The following is a 23,083-nucleotide window of genomic DNA, read 5'->3' as shown; positions in this document are numbered from 1 at the left end:
TCCGGCGACGTACACAGGATCCGAAGATCCACGGGTGATGCCGCGCTGTCCAGGGGCGTGGAAATGCGACGAGGGCCGCCCCTTCCGGGACGGCCCTCGCCTCTGGGCTGAGCGGGTGCCTCAGGAGGCGGCGGATTCCCCGTCGCCGTCGGAGATCCCGTCGACCAGCTGGTCGAACTCGACCGGCGGGGTGTCCGGGGCGGCGCCGCGTGGCGTGCCGGTGAAGGTGAACGGGTATTCCGATCCCGGGTCCGCCACGTCGACCACGACGATCTCGCCGGGCTGCAGCTCGGAGAACAGGATCTTCTCGGCGAGCATGTCCTCGACGTCGCGCTGCAGGGCCCGACGCAACGGACGGGCACCGAGCACCGGGTCGAAGCCGCGCTTGGCGATCAGGGTCTTGGCCGCGGGCGTGAGCACGAGGCCCATGTCCTTGTCCTTCAGCCGGATCTCGATCTGGGCGGTCATCAGGTCGACGATGTGCTCGATGTCCTCCTGCGACAGCTGGCGGAACACCACGATCTCGTCGACGCGGTTGAGGAACTCCGGACGGAAGTGCTGCTTGAGCTCGTCGGAGACCTTGGCCTTCATCTTCTCGTAGCCGCCCTCACCGCCCTGACCGCTGCTGAAGCCCAGCGACACGCTCTTGGCGATGTCGCGGGTGCCCAGGTTCGTGGTCATCACGATGACGGTGTTCTTGAAGTCGACCACCCGGCCCTGGGCGTCGGTCAACCGACCCTCGTCCAGGATCTGCAGCAGCGAGTTGAAGATGTCCGGGTGGGCCTTCTCGACCTCGTCGAACAGCACCACGCTGAACGGCTTGCGGCGCACCTTCTCGGTGAGCTGACCGCCCTCCTCGTAGCCGACGTAGCCGGGAGGCGAGCCGAACAGCCGGGAGGCGGTGTGCTTCTCGGAGTATTCGCTCATGTCCAGCTGGATCAGCGCGTCCTCGTCGCCGAACAGGAACTCGGTCAGCGCCTTGGTCAGCTCGGTCTTGCCGACACCGGACGGCCCGGCGAAGATGAACGAGCCGCTGGGCCGCTTCGGGTCCTTCAGCCCGGCCCGGGTCCGCCGGATCGAGCGGGACAGCGCCTTCACCGCGTCGTGCTGGCCGATGTAGCGCTTGCCCAGCTCCTCCTCCATCCGGAGCAGGCGAGCCGACTCCTCCTCGGTGAGCTTGAAGACCGGGATGCCGGTGGCCGTGGACAGCACCTCGGCGATGATCTCCTCGTCCACCTCCGCGACCACGTCCAGGTCGCCGGCCTTCCACTGCGCCTCCCGCTCGGCGCGCGAGGCGAGCAGCTTCTTCTCGTCATCGCGCAGTCCAGCGGCGCGCTCGAAGTCCTGCGCGTCGATGGCAGCTTCCTTCTCCAGCCGTACGGCCGCCACCTTCTCGTCGAACTCGCGCAGGTCCGGCGGTGCCGTCATCCGGCGGATCCGCAACCGCGCCCCGGCCTCGTCGATCAGGTCGATCGCCTTGTCCGGCAGGAACCGGTCGGAGATGTAGCGGTCGGCCATCTGGGCGGCCGCCACCAGCGCCTGATCGGTGATGGTGATCCGGTGGTGGGCCTCGTAGCGGTCGCGCAGGCCGCGGAGGATGTCGATCGTGTGGGCGATCGACGGCTCGGCCACCTGGATCGGCTGGAACCGGCGCTCCAGCGCGGCGTCCTTCTCGACGTACTTGCGGTATTCGTCGAGCGTGGTGGCACCGATGGTCTGCAGCTCACCGCGGGCCAGCATCGGCTTCAGGATGCTCGCCGCGTCGATCGCGCCCTCGGCCGCGCCCGCTCCCACCAGGGTATGGATCTCGTCGATGAACAAGATCACGTCGCCGCGGGTGCGGATCTCCTTGAGCACCTTTTTCAGCCGCTCCTCGAAGTCGCCGCGATAGCGCGAACCGGCCACCAGGGCGCCGAGGTCGAGGGTGTAGATGTGCTTGTCCCGCAGCGTCTCGGGTACGTCCCCGCGCACGATGGCCTGGGACAGCCCCTCCACGACCGCGGTCTTTCCGACGCCGGGCTCGCCGATCAGCACCGGATTGTTCTTGGTCCGGCGAGAAAGAACGGTCATCACCCGCTCGATCTCGGTTTCGCGGCCGATCACCGGGTCGAGTTTGTTCTCCCGAGCCGCCTGGGTGAGATTGCGGCCGAATTGATCGAGCACCATCGACGACGAGGGTGCATTGCCCTGCTCCGGCGCGCCGGAGGTCGCCGATTCCTTGCCCTGGAATCCGCTGAGCAGCTGCAGCACCTGATTGCGCACCCGATTCAGGTCCGCACCAAGCTTGACCAGCACCTGAGCGGCGACGCCCTCACCCTCGCGAATCAGACCGAGCAGGATGTGCTCGGTGCCGATGTAGGAGTGATTGATCTGCAGCGCCTCGCGCAGGCTGAGTTCCAGCACCTTCTTGGCCCGCGGGGTGAACGGGATGTGCCCGCTCGGGCTCTGCTGGCCGTGACCGATGATCTCCTCCACCTTTTGGCGGACAGCTTCCAGCGAAATGCCCAGCGACTCCAGGGCCTTCGCGGCAACGCCCTCGCCCTCGTGGATGAGGCCGAGGAGAATGTGTTCGGTGCCGATGTAGTTGTGGTTCAGCATCCGGGCCTCTTCCTGGGCCAAGACGACCACTCGGCGGGCTCGGTCGGTAAACCGTTCGAACATGTGATTGCTCCTCGCTGGCGGCATCCGGCTGGCGCCTGAGCTGGCGCCGTCCGATGCCGCTGGGTTTCACTCTAGTAGCCGTCACGCCCTCGATCGGAGGCCAGAGGGCTCCGAATGCAGGACGCAACATCGCTGCAACAGAACAAGCGCCCTGGACGAACGTGGTGTTCGCCCAGGGCGCAAATCTCCCCGCTCCGCGGGTGCCGTTCGATCAGGCGTGCGCAGCCTCGTACGCCTCGCGGATGTCGCTGGACACCCGACCCCGGCTGCTCACCTCGTAGCCCTGCTCCTGCGCCCAGGCCCGGATGTCGCTGGTCGAGGAGGCGCCGCCGTTGCTCACGGCGGCCTGCTTGGATCCGGCCCGGCGGCGACGGCCACCGACCCGGCGGGCATGTGCCACCCAGGGGGCGAGCGCAGTACCCAGGTTCTCGTAATTGTCGGTCGATAGATCGATTTCGTACTCGACGCCGTCGAAAGCAAAGGAGTATGTCCCCGATGCCTCCGACCCGTCGAGATCGTCCTCGAGAATGACCTGTACACGCTGAGCCATTAATCCTCCGATCGAAATTAGGCGCTGGAGCGGATCGACTCTGCGGAAAACTCTACCGCACACGATTGAGTTTCAGTCGAAGAAGTCCAGCGCGAAATCGAGAATTGGCGCCGAATGCGTGATCGCCCCGATCGCGACGAAATGCACCCCGGTCGCGGCAACGGTCGCAGCCGTGTCCAGAGTGAGTCCCCCGCTGGCCTCGAAGGTAGCCAGTTCGCCGAGTTCGGCCATGACTGCGGCCATTTCCGCGGACGCCATGTTGTCCAACAACACATCGACGGCACCGGCAGCGACAACCTCGTGTGCTTGGCGGGCCGACGTGACCTCGACCTGAACGGGGATATCGGGAAATTCTCGACGGACCGCGAGAAATGCCGGAACCACTCCGCCGGCCGCAATCACGTGATTGTCCTTGATCAAGGCGGCGTCGGCCAGCGACATCCGGTGATTGACCCCGCCGCCGGCCCGGACGGCGTACTTCTGCAGCATCCGCAGGCCCGGAACGGTCTTGCGCGAGTCCCGGACCCGGGTCCGGCTGCCCTCCAGCGCCGCGACCCAGGCTGCGGTCGCGGTCGCCACACCGGAGGTCAGGGTCAGCAGGTTCAGCGCGATCCGCTCGGCCCGGAGCAGTTCCCGGGTGTTCGCCCGCACCCGGAGCACGACGTCACCACGGACGACGTCGGTGCCGTCGTCGGCCAGCAGGTCGACCTCGACCGGCCCGGCCTCGGCGCAGACCAGCAGGAGGACGTACGCGGCCACGGGCAGTCCGGCCATCCGGCCGGAAGCGCGCGCGATGATCTCGGCGGTCGCAGTCGCGTCGGCCGGGATCGTGGCCACCGAGGTCACGTCGACCCCGTGACCGGCACCCGCCGGCAGCACGCCGTGTCCGCCGAGATCCTCCGACAGCGCCGCGACCACCACCGGCTCGACACCGGCCAGGTCCAGGCCGTGTGCCCGCAGCAGGTGGACCGCCTCGGCGACGGACGAGAGCCGGGTCATCGGACGGCCGCCTCGACGCTCTGCTGTCCCTGCCGGCCGCTGGGGTCGGCCGAACCACCGACCGGGACGAACCGGCGCCGCAGCAGCGGCTCGCCTTCGGCGGTCGGGACCAGCTCGAGCAGCAGGTGGCCGAGCCACTCGTCGCGTCGGCCCTCGACATCGTCGCGCCAGTGCGCGCCGCGCGACTCCTCCCTGGTCCGGGCGGCCACCACCACCGCCGTAGCCACGGTGAGCAGGTTGGTCGCCTCCCAGGTGGCGACGCCGGGCCGGGTGCTGCCGTTGGCGGTGAGCCGGGTCAGGTCGGCCGCACACCGATCCAGCCCGGCGGCGTCGCGGAGGCCGCCGGCATTGCGGCTCATCGACTTCTGCATGGCCGGCACGACCACGCGGTCGATCAGACCCGGCCGGCGGGTGTCGGCGGCGACCGGGCGGAACGGCGGTTGTTCGGCCTCCAGCCGGGCGGCGATCCGGCGGGCGAACACCAGACCCTCCAGCAACGAGTTGGAGGCCAGCCGGTTGGCGCCGTGCACGCCGGATGAGGCCACCTCGCCGCACGCGTACAACCCGCCGAGGGAGGTCGCGCCGTCGAGATCGGTCTCGATCCCGCCGCAGAAGTAGTGGCACGCCGGTGAGACCGGGATGAGGTCGACGACCGGATCGATGCCGGCCCGCCGGCAGCTGTGCAGGATGGTCGGGAACCGGACCCGCCAGGTCTCCTCACCGAGCATCCGGCCGTCGACGTACACGTGGTCGGTGTTCTCGGCCGCCATCTCGCGCATGATCGCCTTCGCCACCACGTCGCGCGGCGCCAGCTCGGCCAGCTCGTGCTGGCCGACCATGAACCGCTCGCCCTTGCCGTTGAGCAGATGACCGCCCTCGCCCCGGACGGCCTCGCTGACCAGCGGCAGCTGCCCCCGGGCGCCGGGACCGAGATAGAGCACCGTCGGGTGGAACTGGATGAACTCGATGTCGCGGAGCCGGGCGCCGGCCCGGAACGCCGCCGCGACCCCGTCGCCGGTGGAGACCGGCGGGTTGGTGGTGGCGGCGTAGATCTGCCCGATCCCGCCGGTCGCCAGAATCACGGCCCGGGCGTGCACGGCGCCGACGCCCTCCCGGGTGCCCGCCCCGAGCACGTGCAGGGTGACCCCGGCGACGGCCGGCGGCTCTTCCGGCGCCACGTCGGCCGGGATCAGGTCCAGCACCAGGGCCTGCTCCACGATCTCGATCCCGGGATCGGCCCGGACCGCGGCGATCAGCGCGCGCTCGATCTCGGCGCCGGTGGCGTCGCCGCCGGCGTGGGCGATCCGGTTGCGGTGATGGCCACCCTCCCTGGTCAGTTCCAGCTCGCCGGCGGCGTCGCGGTCGAACTCCGCGCCTCGGGCGATCAGCTTGGCGACCTCGTCCGGACCCTCCGAAACGAGCACCCGGACGGCCTGCTCGATGCACAGACCGGCGCCGGCGACCAGGGTGTCGGTGACGTGCTGCTCGACCGTGTCACCCTCGGCCTGGACCGAGGCGATGCCGCCCTGCGCCCAGTTGGTGGAGCCCGAGGCGATCACGTCCTTGGTGACGATCAGCACGCTGCCGAGCCCGCGGCACTCCAGCGCCGCGGTCAGCCCGGCGATGCCCGAGCCGACCACCACCACGTCGAAGCGGTTGACCCAGCCCGGCTCCTCGGCGGCCAGCCGGCCCGGCAGTTCGGGAAGCGGAGGAAGATCCGGCAGCGCCGGACCGGAACTGGCGTCGTCGTCGAGGACCATAGGGGCCATGCTGTCCCACCGGACGGCCCGCTCGGACCGAGGGTCAGATGGCGAACCTGCGCTGACCAGCGACGCCGATCGGTCGGCCGGCGTCAGCCGAGCCGGCGGTCCTCCTCGTAGTTGGGCATGGCGATCGCCGCGTCGGCCGCGAGATAGGCCGCGTTGCGCCGCTCGGCCCCGTCGTCACCGAGCGCCTGCTCGACCGGAACGTCGGTCGTGGCGTGGGTGCCGACGGCCCGGCTGGGCAGCCGGTGGATCTCGGCGTCCGGAGCGGACGTGATGTCCGCTTCCGCCTCGCCACGCCTCGTCGCGGCGTCCTGCGCGCAGTCCGTCGCGGCGTCCTCCGCAGCGGCGAGCAGGGCGGCAAGCTCCGACTCACGCTCGGCGATGGTCTCGCGGAGCTCCGCGATGGCGGCGTTGCGGAAGTTGAGGTCCCGGGTCAGCCGGCCGTTCGCACCCCGCAGCCCGTTGACGTCGCCGTTCAGCCGGGCGATCTCGTGCCGCAACTGGTGGATGGTCGCTCCGCGCGACACGGCCAGCGTGTTCGACGCCTCCAACCGGCCGCTCATCGCGGTCAACACGGCCGTGTTGTGCCGGCGCTCCTCGCTCAGCTGGGCACCGTGTCGCCGGGACGCCGACAGCATCGCCGCCGCGTGCGCCCGGCGCTCCAGGCCGATCTCGCGCCAGGCCAGCCAGCACGACACGAATGCCGCGCCGAGCGCGGGCACCAGACCCAGCCGGGCCAGCCACACCGGCCCGAGGACGCAGGCCAGCGAACAGACGGTGCCGACGATCAGCACGACCCTGGTCCAGCGCCGGAGTCCGGAGATCTCAGCTCGATGCCGCGCCGCCCTCTGGGCAGGCGTCTCTGCGGCGGGGGAAGTCACCACCCGCCTCACCCTAGGGTCCCGCCGTCACTCGAGCGGGGATCTTCGTCGAGGTGTCTCCCCCGCCGCCGGCCGACAGCGGCCCTGAACGTGGTCGCGACAGCCATCTCGGAGCAGCGGCCACCGGTCACTCCGCACCGCATACTGCGACTCCGCACCCCGCGCGCAGGGTGCGGAGTCACCATCCGGGGTGCGGAGTCGGCCCGGGCCGGCCGGGCGGGGTGCGGAGTCGGCCCGGCTGGTCGGGCACGACTAACGCGACACTAGGATTCCGGGTCGCTCTCGTCCTCGTCGTCGCCGCGGGGGACCTTGCAGGCGCGCTCCAGCAGCAGGCCGGCCACACACAAGGCGATGCCGGCCAGCACCGCGACGGCGGAACGGATCACCCGCTCACGCGGGGCGTCGGCGCTCATCCTGGTGACGAACATGAGGCCGTACGTCAGGTAGCCGCCGGCGACCAACGCTCCCGCCAGCGCGGACGCCTTGCCGAGCACCAGGAAGGTGACCGCCCGTTGCGGGTCGACCCGCTCGTGCCGGACCTGGATCCGCTGGTGGGTGGTGAAGGCGAGCGCGCCGACCAGGGCCGCGGACAGCAGCAGGGCGATCGGCGCCGTCCAGGGCACCCGCGGCGGCACGAAGCCGAACGAGTTCGCGATCACGACGATCAGCCAGCCGCAGCCGGCACCCGTCAACGCCGCCGTGGCCAGAGCCAGCGGCGGCGTCGTGGTGATCGTGCCGGGGGGCGGAGCCGGCTTCTGCGGAGGCGCCAACTGGGTCAGTCGCGGTCGATCGCCAGATCGTCGCGACGGACCACCCCGTCGCGACCGACGGCGGCCGCCAGGTCGGCGACCTGCCCCTGGCCGGGCAGCTCACCCTTCGGATCGACCTCGGCCCACGGGACCAGCACGAAGCCACGCTGGTGCGCGAGCGGATGCGGCAGGGTGAGGTCTTCCTTCTCGGCGACGGTGTTGCCCACCATGATCAGGTCGACGTCCAGCGTGCGCGGCTCCCAGCGCTCGTTGCCGGTGCGCTCCCGGCCGAAAGCGTCCTCGATCGCCTGGGCCCGCTCGAGCAGCGTGCGCGGCTCCAGCGTGGTCTCGGCGACGATGACCAGGTTGAGGAACGCACCGCTGTTTTCGCCCATGCCGACCGGATCGGTCTCGTAGACCGAGGACACGTCCACCACGATCACGTCGGGGGTGTCGCTGATCGCGTCGACCGCGCCCTGGAGGTTGCCGAGGCGGTCGCCGAGATTCGAGCCGACCGAGTAGACGACCTTGCGGAGCGGTTTCATCCCGCTCAGGGTGTCGGCGTCGATGGCATATGGATTCGGGCTGCTCATGCGGTCTCTCCATCTCGTGAGCTGTCGTCGGAGGGTTCGCCCGATCGGGTACGGACGAGCGTGACGGCGACATCGGCAACGCTGACCGGCATCGGTGCCTGCGGTTTGTGCACGGTCACTGAGGCGGTCGTCACGCGCTCGAGGCGCAGACATGTGTCGGCAATCCTGGCGGCCAGGGCCTCGATCAGGTTGAGCGGCTCAGCCTCGATGTCGGCCGCGACTGCCGCGGCGAGACCACCGTAGTCGACCGTGTCGGCCAGGTCATCACTGACCGCCGCGGTAGCCAGGTCCAAGTCCAGCACGACGTCGACGACGAAGTCCTGCCCCTCGACCCGTTCGTGTTCGAATACGCCGTGATAACCGCGCGCCGTGATTCCCGACACCGCGATCCGCCCGCCGACCGTCCTGGTCGCCCGGGCGTCGGCCGGCGCAGACGAGACCACCGTCGCCCCTCCTCGGGGCTGGGCCGGCAGATTCGTCATCGAACCTCTCACCTCGCAGTCCAGGCCCGATCCGTCGCGACCGCGACGACTCCCCCAGCGGGCAAGCCGACCCTATCCGACCCAGCCAAAGTGCTACTGAGCGTTTCCCGTGCGTGAACTGTGAGCAGAATCACCCGGCGACGGATCCTGCGGGCGACCCCGCTCACGGCCGGCGGACGAACCTCGCCACCACGTCCGCCGCATCCCGGCTGTCCCGGACCGCGTGCACGCGAACCCCCCAGACGCCGCGCTCGGCGAGCAGCGCGGTCAGCGCCACCGACGCCGCGTCACGCTCCCGGGCGGTCCGTGGCGCGCCGTCCGGTCCGGCCAGCAGTGTGCCGAGAAATCGCTTCCTCGACGCCCCGATCAGCAGCGGTACGCCGAGCACGTCCAGCTCGTCCAGCCGCTGCAGCAGCTCCCAGTTGTGCTCGCCGGTCTTGGCGAACCCGAGACCCGGGTCGACGATCAGCCGGTCCGGGGTGATGCCCGCCGCAACGCACGCCTCGAGCTGAACGCTGACCTCGGCGATCACGTCCGCCACGACGTCGACGTAGTCGGCCTTGCTCTCCATGTCCACCGAGTGCCCGCGCCAGTGCATGCAGATGTACGGCAGCTCCGCCTCGGCGACCAGGCGCAGCAGGTCGGGCTCGGCCCGGCCGCCGGAGACGTCGTTCACCAATCGCGCGCCCGCCTCGATCGCCGCCGCGGCGACCACCGGCCGCATCGTGTCGATGCTCACCACCGCCCCGGCCTCGGCGAGCGCCGAGACCACCGGCAGCACCCGGCGCAGCTCGACCTCGGTCGTCGGACGTACCGCGCCGGGACGGGTGGACTCGCCGCCGACATCGATTACGTCGGCGCCCTCGGCCATCAGCTCAAGGCCGTGCCGGATCGCCGCGTCCGGATCGAGGAACTCGCCGCCGTCGGAGAAGGAGTCCGGGGTGACGTTCACCACCCCGACGATCACGGTCCGGCCGGGCGCGGGAAGGCCCGTCACCCGCGACAGGGGCTGCATCCGCTCACCCTATTTCAGTGCCGCCTCGCCCTCACTAGGCGTCTCCACCTACTCGGCCGTCAGGTCTCACCTTCCGGCCACGGCGGGATTCTCGGGGCGGATCGGGCCCGGAAGACCCTCACTTTCCGGCCATGGCGGGATTCTGGGGGCGGATCGGGCCCGGAGGACCCTCACTTTCCGACCACGGCGGGGATCTTCGGGGCCGACCCGGCCGGGAGGACCCCCGCTTTCCGGCCACGGTTGCAATGTGGCCTGCAGCACCGAGCTCGCCGCATTTTCCGGCCATGGCGGGATTCTCGGGGCCGACTCGGGCTGAAAGACCCCCACTTTCCGGCCGCGGCCGGATTCTCGGGCGCCACCGGGGCGAGAACACCCGCACTTCCCGCCCGCGGCGGGATTCTCGGGGGGCCGGAGGGGCCCTGACGATCCAGCCGCGGTCGCGTTCGGGGCGCTCGGCCGCCACGACGCCCGCCTCCCGGCCGCGGCGGTGAGAGGGGCCGCGGCTCAGCCGCGGACGATGAGGCTCATCGCCTCGGCCCGGGTGGCGGCATTGCGCAACTGGCCGCGTACGGCGCTGGTCACGGTCTTGGAACCGGGCTTGCGGACCCCGCGCATGGTCATGCACAGGTGCTCGCACTCGAACACCACGATCACTCCGCGCGGCTCCAGGATGTCCATCAGCGCGTCGGCGACCTGGGTGGTCAGCCGCTCCTGCACCTGCGGGCGCTTCGCATACAGGTCGACCAGCCGCGCCAGCTTGCTCAGGCCGGTGATCCGGCCATCGGCGTTCGGGATGTAGCCGACGTGCGCCACCCCGGTGAACGGCACCAGATGGTGCTCGCAACAGCTCCAGACCTCGATGTCTCGGACCAGGACGAACTCGTCATGGCCCAGGTCGAACGTGGTGGAGAGCACGTCCTGCGGGTCCTGGCGGAGCCCCGCGAACATCTCCGCGTACGCCCGCGCGACCCGGTCCGGGGTGTCCAGCAGCCCGTCGCGGTCGGGGTCCTCACCGATGCCGATCAGGATCTCCCGGACGGCTGCGGCGACCCGGTCGTGGTCGAAGGGTCCTGCCTGCTTCGGCAGGACCACTCGATCGAGCGTCATCGAAAGTCGGGTCCCTTCGGCGGCGCCGGCGGCGGCCACGTCTCCGGCCGCTCCGGATCCAGCGGCCCGGCCTGCGGGCCCGGTCCCGGCGGCATCGGCTGACCGCCCGGCACCGGCGCGCCGCCCGGAGCGGGCGCCTGACCGGTCGGCGGCTCGGCCGGCACCGGGTAGTGCCCGGGCGGTACGGGCGCGCCACCGGGAGGCAAGGTCCCGCCCGGATGGTGACCGTTGCCCGATCCGTTGCTGCCGTTGCTGCCGTTCGCGATCGCATGATGGCCGTTGGTCACCGGCACCAGAGGCGGCGGCGGGGTGACCGGCGGCAGCTTGGACGGCACCCGTCGGTCCGATCCGGTCCAGGCCGGCCGCTTCGGCCAGTGCTTCAGCGGCGCGAAGACCTCCGCGACCTCCTCGCGGTCCAGCGTCTCCCGCTCGAACAGGGCCCTGACCAGGTCGTCGAGCACGTCGCGGTTCTCGGTCAGGATGTCGAACGCCTCCTGATGGGCGTTGCTGATCAGCTTGGAGACTTCCTCGTCGACGATCGCGGCGATGTCCTCGGAGTAGTCCCGCTGGTGGCCGAAGTCGCGTCCGAGGAACGGCTCCGCCTCACCCGAGCCCAGCTTGATCGCGCCCAGCCGCTCGGTCATGCCGTATTGCGTCACCATCGCCCGGGCCACGTTGGTGGCCTTCTCGATGTCGTTGCTGGCGCCGGTAGTGGGGTCGTGGAAGACCAGTTCCTCGGCGGCCCGGCCGCCCATCATGTACGCGAGCTGGTCCAGCAGCTCCGAGCGGGTGTTGGAGTACTTGTCCTGCTCGGGCAGCACCATCGTGTAGCCCAGTGCCCGACCGCGCGGCAGGATCGTCACCTTCTGCACCGGGTCGGTGCCGGGCAGCGCGGCGGCGACCAGGGCATGACCGCCCTCGTGGTAGGCGGTGACCAGCTTCTCCTTTTCGTTCATCAGCCGGCTGCGCTTCTGCGGACCGGCGACGACACGGTCGATCGCCTCGTCCAGGTATTCGTCGGTGATCTGCCGCGCGTTCTGCCGAGCGGTCAGCAGCGCGGCCTCGTTCAGCACGTTGGCCAGGTCGGCGCCGGTGAAGCCGGGGGTTCGGCGGGCGATGCTCTCCAGGTCCACGTCGGGGGCCATCGGCTTGCCCTCCGAATGCACCTTGAGGATCTGGAGCCGGCCCTTGAGGTCGGGCGTGTCGACGGCGATCTGCCGGTCGAACCGTCCGGGGCGCAGCAGCGCCGGGTCGAGCACGTCGGGTCGGTTGGTGGCCGCGATCAGGATCACACCGCCACGGACGTCGAAGCCGTCCATCTCGACCAGCAGCTGGTTCAACGTCTGCTCGCGCTCATCGTGGCCGCCGCCCATGCCGGCGCCGCGGTGCCGGCCGACTGCGTCGATCTCGTCGATGAAGACAATCGCCGGCGCGTTCTCCTTGGCCTGCTCGAACAGGTCGCGCACCCGGGAGGCGCCGACACCGACGAACATCTCCACGAAGTCGGAGCCGGAGATGGAGAAGAACGGCACCCCGGCCTCGCCGGCCACCGCCCGGGCCAGCAGGGTCTTGCCGGTGCCCGGCTGGCCGTACAACAAGACGCCCTTGGGAATCTTGGCCCCGACCGCCTGGAACTTGGCCGGCTCGGCCAGGAACTCCTTGATCTCCTCCAGCTCCTCGATCGCCTCGTCGCAGCCGGCGACGTCGTGGAAGGTGGTCTTGGGCGTGTCCTTGTTGGCGACCTTCGCCTTGGACTTGCCGAACTGCATCACCCGGCTGCCGCCGCCCTGGACGGAGTTGAGCAGGAAGAAGAAGAGGACGCCGATGATGATGAACGGGATCAGGGTGCCGAGCAAGGAGGAGACGAAGCCGGGAGTCTTGTTCTCCCCGACCCAGCTGTCCAGGGTCTTGTCCGCGACCCGCTGGTTCAGCCGGTCGATGATCTGCTCGCTCTGGTTGCCGACCCAGGTGGCCTCGAACTTCTCCTGCGGATCGCCCTTGGTGGTGACCTGGATCGACTGCTCCTGATCGATCATCCGCACCTCGGCCAGCGGCTGGGTGCCGTTGATGAGCGTCACGACCTGGGAGGTGGGAACCTGCTTGTACCCGCCCGCCAGGCTGCCGCTGAGGTCGATCAGCAGGCCGATCGCGATCACGGCGAGGATGATCCACACCAGTGGTCCGCGGAAAATCTTCTTGAGGTTCATGACCTGCCTAGGAGTAACCAATACGCACTGTCGAGGCTTCAGGGTCGCCTCAGGGCATACCCGTTCGGACTAAGGCTAGCGTCGAGAGCCAAGTCAGCCCTAGTCACGACCGCCCGGCGAGCGCGGTTCGACGGACCACCTCCGTGCCCTCGCCCACCCCACCCGCCCGGCACCCCGCCCGGAAAGTGGGCAGAAGCTGCAGATTGAGTCGTTTCAGACTTGTCGTACGCGCACAGTTTCCGCGACCGGACGGCATCCGACCAGCGCCGGGCGCGCGCCGACGGGAGCGGGAGCGGAGCGGAAGCGGCGCGGGAGCGCGGAGCGGGAAGGTCAGCTGTAGACGTGCGGGGCGAGGGTGCCGACCGAGGTCAGGTTGCGGTAGTGGCCGTCGTAGTCCAGGCCGTAGCCGACGACGAACTCGTTCGGGATGTCGAAGCCGACGTAGCTCACCTCGACCGCCATCTGTTGCGCCTCCGGCTTGCGGAAGGCCGTCATGATCTTCAGGCTGGCCGGGTTACGGCTCTTCAGGTTGCTGATCAGGTAGGACAGGGTCAGACCGGTGTCGATGATGTCCTCGACCACCAGCACGTGCATGCCGGAGATGTCGGTGTTCAGGTCCTTCAGGATCCGGACGACGCCGGACGACTGGGTGCCCGAGCCGTACGACGAGATGGCCATCCAGTCCATCCGGACCCGGCTGCGCAGGGCGCGGGACAGGTCGGCCATCACCATCACCGCGCCGTTGAGCACGCCGACGAGCAGTAGGTCCCGGCCCTCGTAGTCGCGGTCGATCTCGGCGGCCAGCTCGGCCATCCGCGTCTCGAGCTGCTCCTTGCTGATCAGCACCCGGGTGAGGTCCCCCGCGATCTGCGTGTCGTCCACGCTGGTGAGTGTATGGCTGCGCCGCCCCGTCGGCCGGGTCGCCCTGGTTTCTGCACGCCAGTGCCGCACGGGGGCCCGATTTGGACGGCGGAGCGGCAAATAGAGGGACAGAATCAGGGCACTCGCAACCGGCCGTCGCGGCGGACCACCGCCAGACCTGGGACATCCACGGCCCCCTGTCCGTGCCAGTCCACCACCAGCGCCTCGACGGCCTCGATATGGGCCTGGCCCAGGTCGCGAGCGCCACACTCGGCCAGCCAGCCGAGCAGCACCCGCCGGCGCAGCGGCCCGGGGAGCCGTTCGAGCCCGGCGCAGTCCAGCCCGTCGCCGGGCACGAGCCGTCCGGCCGCCTCTCTCGCCAGCGCGTCCAGCAGATCGGCGTCCGCACGGGCCTGGGCCGCGGTCCGCGCCAGCGCTTCGGCCATCCCGGGTCCGAGCTCGGCCTCCAGCACCGGCAGCACCCGATGCCGGACCCGGCTGCGGACGTACGTCGGGTCGATGTTGTGCGGGTCCTGCCACGGCTCGACGCCACCTTCGGCGCAGGCGGCGACGGTCACCGAGCGCGGTATCCCGAGGAACGGCCGGAGGAATCGACCCGAACGCACCGCCATCCCCGACAGGGAGCGGGTGCCCGACCCGCGAGCGAGCCCGAGCAGCACCGTCTCCGCCTGGTCGTCCCGCGTGTGCCCGAGCAACACGGTTGCGCCGACGGCGTCCGCGGCCGCCAGCAGCGCGGTCCGGCGAGCCGAGCGGGCCGCCGCCTCCGGCCCGGAGCCGGCATCGACGACGTCGACCCGGACCACGCCGATGTCGGCGACCCCGAGCCCGCCCAGCAGATCGGCCGCGCGGTCGGCGACGGCCGCCGACCCCGGCTGCAGACCGTGGTCCACCACTACGGCGGACACCGGCAGCTCGCGCCGGCGCCCCACGACCACCGCCGCGTCGGCCAGCGCGAGCGAGTCGGCCCCGCCCGAGCAGGCGACCAGCAGCGCGCGGTCGCCGGCGACCAGGCAGCGGCGCAAGGCGTTCACCAGCCGCAGGCGGGCCGGGCCCAGGTCGCGCCGCGCCACGCGCCGACGTCGCTTCGCGGCAGTGTCAGCCGGCGGCGGCCGGCTGCGGGTGGATCCGCGCCAGCCACAGCTGCGGATCGGCGATCTCGGCCCTGGTCGGCAGCGTCTCCGGCGAGGTCCAGACCTTGTTCAGTCCGTCCATCCCGACCGCGTCGAGCACGGCCCGGCAGAACGCCGAGCCGTCGCGATACTGGCGCATCTTCGCCTCCAGACCCAGCAGCTTGCGCAGGATCGCGTCGAAGCCCTGGGCCTTGCGCCGCACGGTGAACTTGGCCCGGATCTGCTCGACCGAGGGGATCACCTCGGGACCCACACCGTCCATCACCAGCTCGGCATGGCCCTCCAGCAGCGACATCACGGCGGTGATCCGGTCGACGATCTCGCGCTGGGCCGGCGTCTGGACCAGGTCGATGATCGACACCTCGGTCTCGCCGCGCAGCGACTCGCTCACCCGCTTGATCCCGTCGCGGACCATCTGGGCGATCGCCGCGGTGTCCAGGTCGGCCGTCGCGACCACCTCCGCGATCTCACCGTTGAGATAGTCCCGTAGCCACGGAACCGCGGTGAACTGCACCCGATGGGTCTCCTCGTGCAGGCAGACCCAGAGCCGGAAGTCGGTCGGGTCGACGGCCAGCTCCCGCTCGACCGCGACGACGTTCGGGGCGACCAGCAGCAGCCGCCCGCCGGGATTCTCGCTCTCGCCGGGCTGGCCGGGGAAGAACGGATCGAACTGGCCGAGCACCTTCGGTGCCAGATAGCTGAGCAGGGCGCCCACCTCGACCCCGGTGATCCGACCGCCGAGCCCGCCGAGGGCGGAGTTCTGCATCCGCTCGGCGACCCTGTCGTTCAGCGGCGTCAGGATGGTCCGGAACGCGTCGATGTTGGCCTGGATCCAGCCGGGACGATCGACCACCAGAACCGGTGCGGTGGCGCTCGGCGTGACCAGACCGGTGTAGTCGGTGACGTACGCCTCCGCCCGAGCCGCCGCGTCCCGAAGCTCCGCGACCGCGGCAGCCGCGCCCTCGCGCGAGATCTCCGGCCCTGGCTTGACCAGCCGCTGCGCCGTGGTGAACGCTAGCGTCCAGTCGACCATGCTCGAACTCATGCGCTGAACAATACGTGCTTGTCCCGCGCGCACCTGGCGCTGCGAGCCCCGCCTACCCCCTGCATCCGCAGCGGACCAGAGAGGCGGTGACCCGGTCCAGCCAGACGATCGAGTTCCACTCGTTCTTCGGGTTGTTCACGATGAAGGCGTACGCCAGCATCGAGCCGTCCGGTGCCCGGACGACGCCGGCCAGGCTGTGCACCTTGCTCAGCGTCCCGGTCTTGGCCCGGACCAGGCCGCGGCCGGCGCTCGCCTTCGGGTCGAAGAACCGGATGCGCAGGCTGCCCTCGACGCCGGCTACCGGCAATCCGGTGATCACCCCGCGGAGTTCGGGATGGTTCTCCTCCGACGCGACCCGCAACGCCTTGGCCATCGAGTCGGCCGGCACCCGGGTGTTCCGGCTGAGCCCGCTGCCGTCCACGATCCGCACGCTCGAGTCGAGGATGCCGAGCTTGACCAGCCGGTCGTGCACGGCCTTCCGGCCACCGTCGAACGAGGCCGGCTGCTTCGCCGCGATCGCGGCCTGCCGGAACATCACCTCGGCCGCGTCGTTGTCGCTGGCCATCAGCAGCAGCTCCACGATCCGCTCGGCGGGCAGCGAGTCGACCGACGCGACCAGCGCCGCCCCGGACGGCGCCTTGGTCTTCGAGGTCTTGGTCACCGCGATGCCCTGCTTCTTCAGCGCGGCGGCGAACGCCTTGGCGGCGGCCGCCGGCGGATCGGGCACCCGCGGACCGGGCGAGAACCCGGTCACCCGGCCCTCGTCGACCGACAGCGCCGAGACCTTGCTGACCTGATCGGCATAGAACGACGGCCAGGTCGGGTTCCAGGCCGGACCGGTGAACAGGCTCGCGTCGTAGCCGAGCGAGACCGTGCGTACGCCCTTCTTCTTCAGCGCCGCGGCCGTACGCTTGGCCAGGGCCGGGACCGACGCCTTGCCGTTGCCGGACTTGCTCGCGAAATACGGATCGCCGCCGCCGACCAGCACGATCGAGCCCGACGTCGGGGCAACGACCTTGGTCGTGAACCGGTGGTCGGGACCGATCAGGGACAGCGCGGCGGTGGTCGTGAGCAGCTTCATGGTCGAGGCGGGGATGAATCCCGTGGTCGCCTTGTGCTGGTACAGCACCGCGCCGGTGCCGACGTCGATCACGGTCCCGCTGAATGCGTCGCCGACCCCTTTGCGATCAACCCCGTTGATGAGTTTCGTCACTGCCGCCGCCGACGGTTTGGCCGCCGGCGTCGCGGCCGCGAGCACCGGCTTCAAGATCGGGGCCGCGGGCGCCGAAGGTCCGGCACCGCTCGGCGTCGGGCTGACCGTCGACGCCGAGGCGGATGCACCCAAACCGCCCGGGACCAGGGACGATGCCCCTCCGTCGGAATACAGGCCGGTGGCCTCGAGCCCGCTGCGCGCCCAGCCGCCGAAGGTGCCGGTGACCACCCCGACGGCGATGCCGGCCAGCACGACCAGACTCACCAGGGCGATCAGCACCCGCTTCAGACGCAACTACGTGCCTTCCATTTATCCCGTTATGCTGCAAATCGACTCACCGCCCGATCCGATGGCGCCGGGCCCATCCTAAGGAGAGCTGCCCAGAATGACCGCTCCCAACGCAGAGCCGAGCCGTCCGCTGAGCGGACTGACCTTCGACGTCACCGTCGAGATCCCCAAGGGACAGAAGAACAAGTACGAGGTCGATCACGAGTCCGGTCGGATCCGGCTCGACCGTACGCTGTTCACCTCGACCCAGTATCCGGCGGACTACGGCTACATCGAAGGCACCCTCGGCCAGGACGGCGACCCGCTCGACGCGCTCGTGCTCGTCTCGGAGCCGACGTTCCCCGGCTGCCTGATCAAGTGCCGGGCGATCGCGATGTTCCGGATGACCGACGAGGCCGGCGGCGACGACAAGGTCGTCTGCGTGCCGGCGTCGGACCATCGCCGCGACCACCTGCGCGACCTGGCCGACATCCGGTACTACCTGGTCACCGAGATCGAGCACTTCTTCACCGTCTACAAGGACCTCGAGCCCGGCAAGTCGGTCGAGGGTGCCACCTGGACGGGTGTCGAAGAGGCCGAAGACGAGGTCCGGGCCAGCTTCAAGCGGGCCGAGGACGCCGGCTACTACACGCCGGCCGCGACCATCGTCGCGCCTCACTGAGCTTCTCGCTCGCACCCGGCGCTGTGAGTCCGATCTTCCGCGACCACCGATCGGCAGGCCTGGCTCGACTCGCGGTCGGCTGACTGCGCCTCGGAATCGCCTTCCGCTCGGCGGGCACGGAAGACCGGACGCGCCTACCCGATGCTCGCGAGGGAGTGGGCTCCCTGCGTTGGTCGGGTCTGCCGGCCCACGTGCCCTGAGCCTGTCGAAGGGCCGTCCCGCTCACATCCCCACGTGCCCTGAGCCTGTCGAAGGGCCGTCCCGCTCACATCCCCATGTGCCCTGAGCCTGTCGAAGGGCCGTCCCGCTCACATCGAGGAAGGACCGACCAGATGCCGGCGATTTCTCCTAGTATTCCGACATGACCACCAGGGAATTGGTGCCGGACGCCATCGTCATCGGGGCGCCGAAGGCGGGGACGAGTGCGCTGCACGCCGCGCTCGCCCGGCACCGGCAGGTATTCGCCTCGCCGGTCAAGGAGCCGAAGTTCTATCTGTGCGGCGAGGCGCCGCCGCCGGCATACCGCGGGCCGGGCGACGCGCACAGCCAGCAGGAGTGGGTCTGGCGTCGAGCCGACTACGAGCGGCTGTTCGCCGGCGCCCCCGAGAACGCGGTCCGGCTGGAGAGCACCCCCTTCTATCTGTACGACCGCGGCGCCCGCCGGCGGCTGGCCGAGGAACTGCCGGCGGCCAAGTTCGTGGCCGTGATCCGCGACCCGATCGACCGGGCGTACTCGAACTGGATGCACCTGTGGGTCGACGGCCTCGAGCCGGTCGGCGACTTCGTCGAGGCGTGCGGCCGGGAGCAGGAGCGGATCGCGGCGGGCTGGGCGCCGTTTTGGCACTACCGCCGGATGGGCCGCTACGGCGAGCAGCTGGCCGACCTGTTCTCCCGGGTCGAGCGGGACCGGGTGCTGGTGCTGCGCTATCGCGAGCTGGTCGCCGAGCCGACCGCCACGCTGGATCGGGTCTGTCGCTTCCTGGGCATCGCCGAGGGCGAGATCGGCACCGTGCCGCCGGACAACTCCCGGCCGTACGTCCAACCCGGCATCCGCACCGCCGTGCTCGGCCGGGCGATCCGGGCCGGCGCGTACGCGGGCAGCTTCGTCTCGCCCGAGATCTGGCGGCAGGCCAGCAGGCCGCTGGTCGGCGCCCTGCACCTGGGCGGGCCGGAGCAGCGGCCGAAGCTGGACCCCGAGCAGCGGCTGGCGTTGCTGCAGACCTGCACCGACGACCTCGACCGGCTGGAGGACGTCCTCGGCGAGTCGTTCGCCGACTGGCGCTCCGCCGTCGGCCGGGGTTCGTTCAAGGAGCGCGCGAGCAAGCCGGCCTGACGCTCACTCGAGCGGATACTGCTCCCAGCTCCCCTTCATCTGCGGATAGCCGAAGCTGAAGTCGTACGTCGCCCGGGCGATGCTGATCACCCACAGCTGGTCCGTGCTCGAGGCGTAGGTGATCACCGGCGTCACCGCCTCGCAGGCGAGCAGCCCGCTCCGCGTCTTCCCGGACGCGGTGGTGCTGCGATAGCTCCCCTGGCCCGGGCCCTCGGAGCAATCGCTGTACTTGTCGGCGGTGAACGTGGAGGCCACCGCGCGCTGGTAGGCGTCGGCCGAGTTGTACTGGAAGTGCGTGACCGAGGTCACCTTCGAGCCCTTGATCGGGCACTCCAGCTTGACCGCCGCCGATTGCATCTCGGTTTCCACCGATCGGCAGCTGTCCCGATAGGTCGACGGCACATGCCCGATGAGCTCGTCGGCAGACGGCGCGCCGGTCAGCTCCACCGACGGAGAGGCCGCGGCGCCGCCCGCGCTCGCCGACCCGCTGCTGCTGCGGCTCGAGTTCAGCACGACGCCGGTCACCGCCCCGCCGATGATCAGGACGACCAGGGCCACTCCGATGACGAGCACGCCGCGGCGGCGATACCAGGCCGATGTCGTGGCGCGCGTCGGCGGCTGAGACCCTCCGCCGATCCAGGCTCCACCGCCGATCCAGGCGCCGGCCTGGCCGGCACCCTCCGGCCCGTCCGCCGCGGCCTCGTTCTCCGGCCCGTGCACAGCGGCCTCGTGCTCCGGCTCGTCCCCGGCCGGCTCCGGGCTGCTCGGGTGCTCGGCGGCCCGGAGCTGCTCTCGGGCCCGCGCCAGCAGGCTGGCGGCATCCTCGAACCCGGCGTCCGCGCCGACGACCGCCTCCAGCTCGGCGATCGCAGCGGCCCAGTCCTCGGCATCCAGGGCCCGCAGTGCCCCGCGATACCGCTCGCGCAGCGCCGCACGCTCCAGCTCGTTCCTGGCACCGGTCAGCATCGCCTCCGGCACGCGCTCCGGGGCCAGCCCCTGCAGCTCGGCGCCGGCCCGGAGCACGGAGTCCCACTGCCCGGCGGCGTAGAGGCTGCGCAGCTCCGACAGCAGCGCTTCGATCTGCACCTCCCGACCGGCCCTCGCCAGCCGGGCCCGGGGCTCCGGGTCCGCCGGGCGCAGCGCGACGAGTTCCTCCAGCAGCTCGACCGCGGCCGGCCAGCTCCCATCCTGCTCGGCCCGGGCGGTCCGCTCGGTGAGCTCCAGCACCCGCAGCTCGCGCCGCGCCCGGTCCAGCCGCTCGATCACGCGGCGCTGGCCCGGATAGCGCTCCGCGACCCGTTCCAGCAGCGGTACCGCATCCGCCCAGCGCTCGCCGAACCCCGCGGCGACCGCGGCGAGATAGTCCGGGTCGCCGAACGGGTCCGCGCTCGATCCCGCACCAGACTCCGACGGCCGGGCGGCCGGCACGGGTGCCTCGCCCTCGCGACACAACAGCGCGGCACCCAGCGCGATGTCGTGCTTGGGGTGCGTGTCGATGCTGAGCGGAGCCGCGAACTCGGTCTGGAGCAACTCCCCGACCAGCGGGATCCGTGAGCTGCCGCCGACCAGCACGATCGCGGCGAGGTCCCGCGGCGCGATCCGCGCCGACGCCAACGTACGCCGGAAGGCGGCCAGCGTGTCCATCAGGGCCGGCCGCATCGTCGCCTCCAGCTCGGCCCGGGTGACCCGTACGGTGGTGTTCAGCCCGGGCAGCGCGACCGGGACGGCGACGTCGGTCTCGCTGGACAGCGCCTCCTTGGCGTCCACGCAGTCCCGGCGCAACCGGGCCAGCCCGATCGTCGTCGCCGGGTCGTCCGGGTCGGCCCCGTCCAGCCGGTCGGCCAGCGCCTGCAGAACCAGTTGCGTCATCGCCTCGTCGATGTCCGCACCGCCGAGGTGCTCGACCCCGTCCGGGGTCCCCAGCACGGCAAAGCCCCGCTCCCGCTTCTCCAGCACGCAGACGTCGAACGTGCCACCGCCGAGGTCGTAGACAGCGATCTTGTCGCCGATCTCGACCTTGGTCCGGGCGGCGTAGTTCACCGCCGCCGCCTCCGGCTCGGTGCAGTAGCGCGCCGACGGCAGGTCCGCCAGCGCCACGACCTGGTCCAGCAGCTCCCGCTTGTACGGCCCCCAGTTCGCCGGGTGGGTCAGCATCAGATCGGTCGGCGGCTCGCCCTGCTGGCTGGTCGTCGCCGCGACCACCCAACGCAGCAGCCGGGCCATCAGGCTCTCCGCCGAGTACGCCGCCCCGGCCACCAGCAGCGGCACCGGGTCGCCGAACCGGCGCTTGAACTCGCGGACGAGCCGGCCGGGATCGGTCGTGCCGCGCCGCTCGGCGGCCTCGCCGACGACGAACGACTCGTCCTCGGCGAGGAAGAGCACCGACGGCACCTGCATGGTCCGGTTGCCGAGCCCGACCATGGTCGGACCGGTCCCGTTCACGACCGCCGCGGCCGCGAAGGCCGTACCCAGATCGACAGCCAACCGATAGCCCATGGCGACCCTCTGCCCCCGTGATTGCGTCGGGCTCAGGGTAGGACCGAGCGGCACCCGCTGGCACGGTCATTTCCGGGCCACGCCCGGCCCCGGATCAACCGAGCGAGGTCATGAGATCGTGCGAGCCGTCCGCGCGGGCCGCCTCGAAGTAGAACCTCGTCCGGCCGTCCGGCAGCGCGACTGCGCTGGCATAGCGCAGCGCGCCGGTGCCCTCGGGGGAGGTCGCGACCGGCTCGCTCGAGCTGAACAACGCCCCGCCGACCGAGCGGGCCACGCCGGTGGTCTCGAACCAGTTCGAAGCGGCGTCGGGACGGCCGTCGTAGAGGAGCACCAGCGGGTCCAGGCTCACCGCCGTGGTCACCCGGGCACCGCGCGCGTCCCACTCCCCGGCCGCACCGTGCAACACCTCGCCGTGATCGGTCCAGGTCAGCCCGTCCGCGCTGGTCAGGTACGCACTCGTCATCCGGTCCTCCTGACCGCGCTCGGTCAGCGGGTGACGGCAGACCCAGGCCTGCCACTGCGACCCGCGCCGGACGATCACCGGATCCTTGACGCCGACCGTCGCACTGCCCGGAAAGACCACCTGCCGCTGCCCCGCGGCCAGCCCGTCGGGCCGATCCGCGTCGAGCGCCTCGATCCACCAGTGCTTGGAGTCCGGCGTCGCGCAGCTCAGATAGAGCCGCCAGCGCGCGTCGGGCCGGTCGGAGGTGGTGACCAGCGCCGCCCGTTCGAACGACGCCGCCCCGAAGTCGTCGCGGTGCAGCTCTGCGACCGGATCGAAGGACACGCCGTCCGCTGACCGGGCCACCACCACGCTGACCCCTCGGCCCGCGTCGATCGGCCGGCGGACCCGGTAGGCCAGCCAGAAGACACCGTCAACAAGAACGGCGCTCGGCGCTCCGGTCCAGTTCCCGGGCCCCTTGGCCGGTGCCGGGACCACCACCTCGGCGCCCTCGAATCGCGGAACGGCGAGATCGGTTGCGATGTGCACCTGCCGACAATATCCGGTTTGTCCGCCAGCGCCG

19 protein-coding genes are annotated in these 23,083 nt (G+C 70.8%); 2 read left to right on the top strand and 17 right to left on the bottom strand.

The window, feature by feature from the left end:
* Positions 1-120: 120 nt before the first annotated feature.
* The 15 genes from ABD747_RS04180 to dacB all read right to left on the bottom strand — a co-directional run bounded on the left by ABD747_RS04180 (position 121) and on the right by dacB (position 17,574).
* Positions 121-2,661: an ATP-dependent Clp protease ATP-binding subunit gene (locus tag ABD747_RS04180; protein ID WP_344801837.1), complete on the bottom strand. Its 2,541-nt coding sequence runs from the start codon at positions 2,659-2,661 to the stop codon at positions 121-123.
* Positions 2,662-2,872: 211 nt separating this feature from the next.
* On the bottom strand, positions 2,873-3,211 hold the full coding sequence (locus tag ABD747_RS04175) for a histone-like nucleoid-structuring protein Lsr2 (protein WP_344801836.1): 339 nt from the start codon (positions 3,209-3,211) through the stop codon (positions 2,873-2,875).
* A 72-nt stretch (positions 3,212-3,283) separates the two neighbouring features.
* Entirely contained in the window at positions 3,284-4,210 is a 927-nt protein-coding gene (nadC, locus tag ABD747_RS04170; protein WP_344801835.1) for a carboxylating nicotinate-nucleotide diphosphorylase, read from the bottom strand.
* On the bottom strand, positions 4,207-5,970 hold the full coding sequence (locus ABD747_RS04165; RefSeq protein ID WP_344801834.1) for an L-aspartate oxidase: 1,764 nt from the start codon (positions 5,968-5,970) through the stop codon (positions 4,207-4,209). The genes nadC and ABD747_RS04165 overlap by 4 nt, the downstream gene beginning before the upstream one ends.
* A 92-nt stretch (positions 5,971-6,062) precedes the next feature.
* Complete coding sequence (locus ABD747_RS04160) at positions 6,063-6,860, bottom strand: hypothetical protein (protein WP_344801833.1); 798 nt, start codon at positions 6,858-6,860, stop codon at positions 6,063-6,065.
* A 260-nt stretch (positions 6,861-7,120) separates the two neighbouring features.
* Positions 7,121-7,627: a DUF3180 domain-containing protein gene (locus ABD747_RS04155; protein WP_344801832.1), complete on the bottom strand. Its 507-nt coding sequence runs from the start codon at positions 7,625-7,627 to the stop codon at positions 7,121-7,123.
* 5 nt (positions 7,628-7,632) lie between these two features.
* A complete protein-coding gene (gene folK / locus ABD747_RS04150) occupies positions 7,633-8,199 on the bottom strand; it encodes a 2-amino-4-hydroxy-6-hydroxymethyldihydropteridine diphosphokinase (protein WP_344801831.1) in 567 nt (188 codons plus the stop codon).
* Positions 8,196-8,582, bottom strand: coding sequence for a dihydroneopterin aldolase (folB, locus tag ABD747_RS04145; RefSeq protein WP_344801830.1), 387 nt, complete (start codon positions 8,580-8,582; stop codon positions 8,196-8,198). Before folB ends, folK begins: the two co-directional genes overlap by 4 nt.
* A gap of 262 nt (positions 8,583-8,844) precedes the next feature.
* Positions 8,845-9,696 carry a dihydropteroate synthase gene (gene folP / locus ABD747_RS04140; RefSeq protein WP_344801829.1) on the bottom strand — a complete coding sequence of 284 codons (852 nt, stop codon included), beginning with the start codon at positions 9,694-9,696 and terminating at the stop codon, positions 8,845-8,847.
* A gap of 504 nt (positions 9,697-10,200) precedes the next feature.
* Entirely contained in the window at positions 10,201-10,803 is a 603-nt protein-coding gene (gene folE, locus ABD747_RS04135; protein ID WP_344801828.1) for a GTP cyclohydrolase I FolE, read from the bottom strand.
* Complete coding sequence (gene ftsH / locus ABD747_RS04130; RefSeq protein ID WP_344801827.1) at positions 10,800-13,010, bottom strand: ATP-dependent zinc metalloprotease FtsH; 2,211 nt, start codon at positions 13,008-13,010, stop codon at positions 10,800-10,802. Before ftsH ends, folE begins: the two co-directional genes overlap by 4 nt.
* A 330-nt stretch (positions 13,011-13,340) precedes the next feature.
* Positions 13,341-13,892 (bottom strand): hypoxanthine phosphoribosyltransferase, encoded by a 552-nt coding sequence (gene hpt / locus ABD747_RS04125; protein ID WP_344801826.1) that lies wholly within the window; start codon positions 13,890-13,892, stop codon positions 13,341-13,343.
* Positions 13,893-14,005: 113 nt separating this feature from the next.
* On the bottom strand, positions 14,006-14,962 hold the full coding sequence (gene tilS / locus ABD747_RS04120) for a tRNA lysidine(34) synthetase TilS (protein WP_344801825.1): 957 nt from the start codon (positions 14,960-14,962) through the stop codon (positions 14,006-14,008).
* 25 nt (positions 14,963-14,987) lie between these two features.
* Positions 14,988-16,067, bottom strand: coding sequence for a zinc-dependent metalloprotease (locus tag ABD747_RS04115; RefSeq protein WP_344801824.1), 1,080 nt, complete (start codon positions 16,065-16,067; stop codon positions 14,988-14,990).
* Between the two features lie 52 nt (positions 16,068-16,119).
* Entirely contained in the window at positions 16,120-17,574 is a 1,455-nt protein-coding gene (gene dacB, locus ABD747_RS04110) for a D-alanyl-D-alanine carboxypeptidase/D-alanyl-D-alanine endopeptidase (RefSeq protein WP_344801823.1), read from the bottom strand.
* A 91-nt stretch (positions 17,575-17,665) separates the two neighbouring features.
* On the opposite strand from dacB, the gene ABD747_RS04105 reads away from it, so the two are divergent.
* Entirely contained in the window at positions 17,666-18,229 is a 564-nt protein-coding gene (locus ABD747_RS04105; protein WP_344801822.1) for an inorganic diphosphatase, read from the top strand.
* Between the two features lie 361 nt (positions 18,230-18,590).
* Positions 18,591-19,562, top strand: a complete 972-nt coding sequence (locus ABD747_RS04100; protein WP_344801821.1) for a sulfotransferase family protein — start codon at positions 18,591-18,593, stop codon at positions 19,560-19,562.
* Between the two features lie 3 nt (positions 19,563-19,565).
* Here the strand turns inward: ABD747_RS04100 and ABD747_RS04095 are convergent, their stop codons facing one another.
* Both ABD747_RS04095 and ABD747_RS04090 read right to left on the bottom strand, forming a co-directional pair.
* Entirely contained in the window at positions 19,566-22,058 is a 2,493-nt protein-coding gene (locus ABD747_RS04095; protein ID WP_344801820.1) for an Hsp70 family protein, read from the bottom strand.
* Between the two features lie 94 nt (positions 22,059-22,152).
* Positions 22,153-23,049: a hypothetical protein gene (locus tag ABD747_RS04090; protein WP_344801819.1), complete on the bottom strand. Its 897-nt coding sequence runs from the start codon at positions 23,047-23,049 to the stop codon at positions 22,153-22,155.
* Positions 23,050-23,083 lie beyond the last annotated feature (34 nt).

It is taken from the genome of Microlunatus ginsengisoli (assembly GCF_039537205.1).
Classification (GTDB): Bacteria; Actinomycetota; Actinomycetes; order Propionibacteriales; family Propionibacteriaceae; genus Microlunatus; species Microlunatus ginsengisoli.
Note: the sequence above shows the minus strand (reverse complement) of the source record. Positions and strands in the feature narration are given on the sequence as shown.

What these genes read in the sequence shown, in the direction of transcription:
- folK (WP_344801831.1), bottom strand. Translation starts at nt 8,199, where the DNA reads ATGAGCAGCCCGAATCCATATGCCATCGACGCCGACACCCTGAGCGGG.
- ABD747_RS04165 (WP_344801834.1), bottom strand. Translation starts at nt 5,970, where the DNA reads ATGGTCCTCGACGACGACGCCAGTTCCGGTCCGGCGCTGCCGGATCTT.
- nadC (WP_344801835.1), bottom strand. Translation starts at nt 4,210, where the DNA reads ATGACCCGGCTCTCGTCCGTCGCCGAGGCGGTCCACCTGCTGCGGGCA.
- ABD747_RS04095 (WP_344801820.1), bottom strand. Translation starts at nt 22,058, where the DNA reads ATGGGCTATCGGTTGGCTGTCGATCTGGGTACGGCCTTCGCGGCCGCG.
- ftsH (WP_344801827.1), bottom strand. Translation starts at nt 13,010, where the DNA reads ATGAACCTCAAGAAGATTTTCCGCGGACCACTGGTGTGGATCATCCTC.
- folP (WP_344801829.1), bottom strand. Translation starts at nt 9,696, where the DNA reads ATGCAGCCCCTGTCGCGGGTGACGGGCCTTCCCGCGCCCGGCCGGACC.
- ABD747_RS04115 (WP_344801824.1), bottom strand. Translation starts at nt 16,067, where the DNA reads ATGAGTTCGAGCATGGTCGACTGGACGCTAGCGTTCACCACGGCGCAG.
- ABD747_RS04175 (WP_344801836.1), bottom strand. Translation starts at nt 3,211, where the DNA reads ATGGCTCAGCGTGTACAGGTCATTCTCGAGGACGATCTCGACGGGTCG.
- ABD747_RS04100 (WP_344801821.1), top strand. Translation starts at nt 18,591, where the DNA reads ATGACCACCAGGGAATTGGTGCCGGACGCCATCGTCATCGGGGCGCCG.
- ABD747_RS04180 (WP_344801837.1), bottom strand. Translation starts at nt 2,661, where the DNA reads ATGTTCGAACGGTTTACCGACCGAGCCCGCCGAGTGGTCGTCTTGGCC.
- folE (WP_344801828.1), bottom strand. Translation starts at nt 10,803, where the DNA reads ATGACGCTCGATCGAGTGGTCCTGCCGAAGCAGGCAGGACCCTTCGAC.
- ABD747_RS04105 (WP_344801822.1), top strand. Translation starts at nt 17,666, where the DNA reads ATGACCGCTCCCAACGCAGAGCCGAGCCGTCCGCTGAGCGGACTGACC.